At 38.0% G+C, this 4,614-nt stretch carries 4 protein-coding genes; 2 read left to right on the top strand and 2 right to left on the bottom strand.

Going from position 1 to position 4,614, the window contains the following annotated elements; genetic code table 11:
* Positions 1–306 precede the first annotated feature (306 nt).
* Both GBN19_RS14725 and thiM read left to right on the top strand, forming a co-directional pair.
* Entirely contained in the window at positions 307–1,461 is a 1,155-nt protein-coding gene (locus GBN19_RS14725) for a hypothetical protein (protein ID WP_171494505.1), read from the top strand.
* Positions 1,462–1,485: 24 nt separating this feature from the next.
* Entirely contained in the window at positions 1,486–2,304 is an 819-nt protein-coding gene (gene thiM / locus GBN19_RS14720) for a hydroxyethylthiazole kinase (RefSeq protein ID WP_151778638.1), read from the top strand.
* A gap of 46 nt (positions 2,305–2,350) precedes the next feature.
* Here thiM and GBN19_RS14715 read toward each other — a convergent pair whose 3' ends face one another.
* Both GBN19_RS14715 and GBN19_RS14710 read right to left on the bottom strand, forming a co-directional pair.
* Positions 2,351–2,716: a 5-carboxymethyl-2-hydroxymuconate Delta-isomerase gene (locus tag GBN19_RS14715; protein WP_151778637.1), complete on the bottom strand. Its 366-nt coding sequence runs from the start codon at positions 2,714–2,716 to the stop codon at positions 2,351–2,353.
* Between the two features lie 13 nt (positions 2,717–2,729).
* Positions 2,730–4,445 (bottom strand): AAA family ATPase, encoded by a 1,716-nt coding sequence (locus tag GBN19_RS14710; RefSeq protein ID WP_151778636.1) that lies wholly within the window; start codon positions 4,443–4,445, stop codon positions 2,730–2,732.
* Between the last annotated feature and the right edge of the window lie 169 nt (positions 4,446–4,614).

Here is a 4,614-nt window from a genome sequence, read left to right as displayed (position 1 = left end):
CAATGGCTTTTATGGCTTCAGCTTTAAATTCTGCGGTGTAAGTCTTCTGTTTCTTGCTCATGGTAAACTCCTAATGAGTATGTATAGTTTACCAAGTTAAACCCTCCTGTTTTTTAAGCACACATCAAATGTAAATACTGTGAAAAAATGCTTGAAGAAACCTAAAACGATTGAACGCTCTTAAAAGCATCATTCAGCTAGCCCCAAAAGCTGACTTTCAGTATTTACTGGCCGGCTTTTGCAGATATTTTTCTGTATAAGCGGTGTATAATTTCGAGTTCAGCCTTTCCAAATGGATAAATTGCCTTGTTCCAGATCTTAAATAAACAGCTAGATGCCAGTACACTGTGCCCTTTATGTCAAGCTGCAATGTTTTGGGTTGAAGCGGAACAATTTGATCAGGACGTTCAATTCCATCAATGTAGCCATTGTGAACATCGGGTTTTCCCAACAGGAAAATTTAGTTGCCAGTGTCCACGTTGCCAACAACAACGTAAAAAAATTCTCAAAGAAACACGCCAACAAGAACATCAAAAATACCGAAAGAAAGAAATTATTGCGCCATCGCTAGAACAACTCAGCTTTTTACAAAAATTATTTTTACTGGCTTTGCTTGATGATCAGATTCGTGAAGATTCTCAGCATGATGAATACATTCATTGGGAAAAAATTAAGTTTTTTAATATTTCACCTAACTATCATTTTCAGCATCAATTGGTCAAACAACTACAAAAAGAAAATATCTTTGTTGCAACAACAGCTATTGATGAACCCACAACCTTTTATATTAATGTTCGTTTAGATGGTTATAGTGAACCCAGTTTATTTAGCATTGTGCAGCAATTGCGCCACTGGTTTTATTTCAACTTAACCCTTGGCATTCCTTTTAAGAACGCTGAAGAAGTTAAAGCTGTTTTATATGAAATGCTGTATCAAGAGATTATTCAGTTTATTCAATCCATCTGTAAAATGTGGCAAGTGCAATTCAGCTCACATGCCTCATTCCAACAGCTTTGTTATCGGCTGCTAGATCATCTCTCCGTCGAACAGATTTTTTACTTGGCACATACTGCATTACTTTATTTATATGAACAAAAAGCGCTTGCCGCACGTAATGATGGATTTATCAATACGCATCGTTTAAAAAAGACCATGTTGCAGTATCGAGAACGTGCTATTGCAGAAAAGTGGGAAACACCAAGCTTTATGCGTCCAGAGCATTTAGCTCTGAGTAAAATGAGTCAAATTTTATATTATCGTTTTCTCAACTATGATCAACGAATTTTCAATCAACCTGTTTGGCATCTTTGGAAAAAAATTCAGCCCCGACTCAATTTTTATTCAGATAAGCGTTGTATGCATTGTGGCTCTAACGAACTTGATGTCGAATATGATGCTGGGGATTATGTCACGCTGACTTGTCATAAATGCCAGCATCAAGATCATTATTTCACACATTAAAACTCAGTATTTACAGGATTTTTTATGCTTGAACGCACATTACTGATTGAACAGATCACAGACGCTTGGCAGAAATTACAACAAACTGCCCCACTGGTTCAGTGTATGACCAATCAGGTTGCCAGTAATTATGCTGCAAATGTTTTACTTGCCTGTGGTGCATCCCCTGCAATGATTGACAATCCATTTGAAGCAGAAAGTTTTACTCAAATTAGTTCAGCACTCAGCATTAACTTGGGTACACCGACTGAGCAACAAATGCAAGCCATGCAAATCTCGGCTAAAACGGCTCAAACACATCAAAAACCGTGGGTGCTCGACCCTGTCGGTTATAGCTCTATTTTAAAATGGCGCAGTGATATGACGGATACTCTACTGAAGTATCATCCAACCGTGATTCGTGGCAATGCGTCTGAAATCAGTACCTTGGCAGGAAACCAAAGTTCATCTAAAGGTGTGGACAGTACGCTCAGTAGTGATGCGGTTTATACGCAAGCTCAAAATCTTTTACAACACTGTGACTGCGTTGCCATTTCGGGTGCAAGTGACTACATTTTGAGTCATGAAAGCACTCAAGTGATTAAAATCAATGGTGGTTCAGCCCTACAACCCAAAGTAACAGCAACAGGTTGTGCTTTAGGCGCACTGATTGCAGCTTATTGTTCAGTCACTTCACCGATGCTTGCTTGTGTTGCTGCACATGTCCATTTTGCGATTGCAGGTCAATTAGCCGCTGAGCGCGCACCGCTTATTGGACAATTTGCTGTCGCATTTCTAGATGAGTTGTTTAGTTTAAATGCTGAAAAAATTGCTAAATATGCTGATATTGAGTTGTTAAGCTAGAAAACTGGATATAAATAGGGTGAAATCAATCCACCCTTTTTCATAATTAGTATTCAACAATTTGCTTTGCATATTGATTTTTTGGCATTTCCAAAATTTCAGCACAGACCTGTACTGATAGTGTATAAGCTTCATAATCTTTAAAACTCAGCAAGGCCTGTAGCAAAATCTGAGTCAGATGTTGCTTCTGCTCTTCAGTTCGCCCACTCAGTACTGACAGTTGCGCATGAATATAACCTTGTGAATCATCATTATCACCGATCACAAAAACCTCATCTTTGTGAATACGTGATTTAATATCTTTGGCTTCAAACAAACCTGTTTGAATCAATTCATGATTGACATGTTTAAGCAGCTTTTCTTGGCTTAAGTTATGAATATTACGTGAATATCCGATCACTAAATGTGGCATATGCTTGTCCTTATTATTCAATAAACAATAACGCTAACCTCACTTGATCATAGCCCATTTTGGGTTGTGTTGCTTCAACGATTGGACGTAACTTAATCGAACCATCATCATTAAAGTTTTCAGAACGTTGTCCTTTTTTCAAGCGTTTATAAATTTTACGGACTTGTTCGACCACTTCATCCCCAGGATGTGCCACTGAAATATCTAAACCTTGTTCTTTATGTAAACGTGCCAAGTGGTTAATAATCGTGGCAGGCGTTAAACCACGTTCTTGTGCAATATCTGAAATATCATAACCATTTTCAAACAGCTCTTTGGTTTCTTCCAAAGTACTGGTCGCATAATTATTTTTATCCCCATTCTTTGCAAACTTACGTTCATTACGTGCGATTTCACTCGGATTCAGCGTGCCGCCACAGTGACGAATAAAGGCTTGATGCTGCGCAGCTAAATCCGTATTGGCAAAATGCTGCTCTGCTTCTTCCGAAAGTTCCTGAAAACGCCGATCTGCTTTAATCGCCAGACGATCCAACTCCAAAGCTTGATCATTAAACCCAGTTAAACGTAAGCCTTCAAGGGATTTTAAACGGGATAATGCGACATAACCTTGACCTTTTTCAAAGGTATGACTCAAGTTAATTTCAGCAGCTTCCAAAGTCATACCCTGACTTTTGTGAATGGTGATTGCCCATGCCAAACGCAGTGGAATTTGCTGAAAACTGGCGATAATTTTACCCGCATCATTTTCAACAGACCATGTTTCAGGCTCAACCAGTAAAACAGAACCATCGGTTAATTGAACTTTTGGCAGCAATCCATGTTCATCATTTTCCTCAAAGCCAATGACTTCGCCCAAGCTTCCATTGATGTAACCCATATCAAAATTATTTTTAACAAACATCACCTTAGCATGTTTTTTTAAGGTTAATTCTTCTGGTGCACGTACTGAAGATTTCAGTGTTTCGAGGAGTTTTTCATTGCCATCGAGTACTGCATTGAACTGATGGCTTTCTCCGTCAATCGCATTTAAATGTTGAAAATTCAAATGATCAACGTCCATATTGTGCGTATACAAACGGGTAAACGTCTCGCCAATATCTTGCTTACGAACACTGGTTAACGCATCAAAGTGCTGGTTTTGTAAGTTTTGTGCACGAATCGCGTTTAAAATTTGGTTTAGAGTTTCATCATCTTGACGGTGCTGCTCGGTTAAGTAACAAATTCGAAATTTTGCTTCAACCCAAGCCTCTGACATAAAACAGAATTTATCTCGATTGCGCTCTTCATTTTTGCCTACAGGTGGCAACTGGAAAAAGTCACCCGCGACAACGATTTGTATACCACCAAAGGCTTGATCATTTTCTTTAAAATATTTTAAAACCTGATTAACCAAATTGAGTTGTTTGGCATGCAGCATCGAAATTTCGTCAATAATCAACACTTGAGTATTTTCCAAATGCTCTTTGAGATATTTACGCTCTTTCATGCGCTTTAAATCATCTTCGCTTAGGCTATCTTTAATGCCAATGCCTGCCCAAGTATGAATCGTCATGCCATTCATATGCGTTGCTGCAATCCCTGTTGAAGCTGTAATTGCAACGGGCACTTTTCTTATTTTAAGATATTGAATATATTGATTAAGTGTATAGGTTTTACCTGCACCTGCTGAACCTGTTAGAAAAACATTTTCGCCTGCTTTTAAAAGTTTCAGTGCCGTTTCTTGTTTCATAAGCCTATCAAAATTCCAACAATCTGATATAGCTTAACCAGTTTCCAAACATAAGGGAAATTTCCCGTTTGACCAACCTAATTATTACTTTAAAAAACCACTAAAAATCTGAGTTTTTTAGTCAGTTTTTTTAATTTAAAAGAAATATTCTTATTTAATTACAACACCT

It is taken from the genome of Acinetobacter brisouii (genome assembly GCF_008993995.1).
Classification (GTDB): Bacteria; Pseudomonadota; Gammaproteobacteria; order Pseudomonadales; family Moraxellaceae; genus Acinetobacter; species Acinetobacter brisouii_A.
Note: the sequence above shows the minus strand (reverse complement) of the source record. Positions and strands in the feature narration are given on the sequence as shown.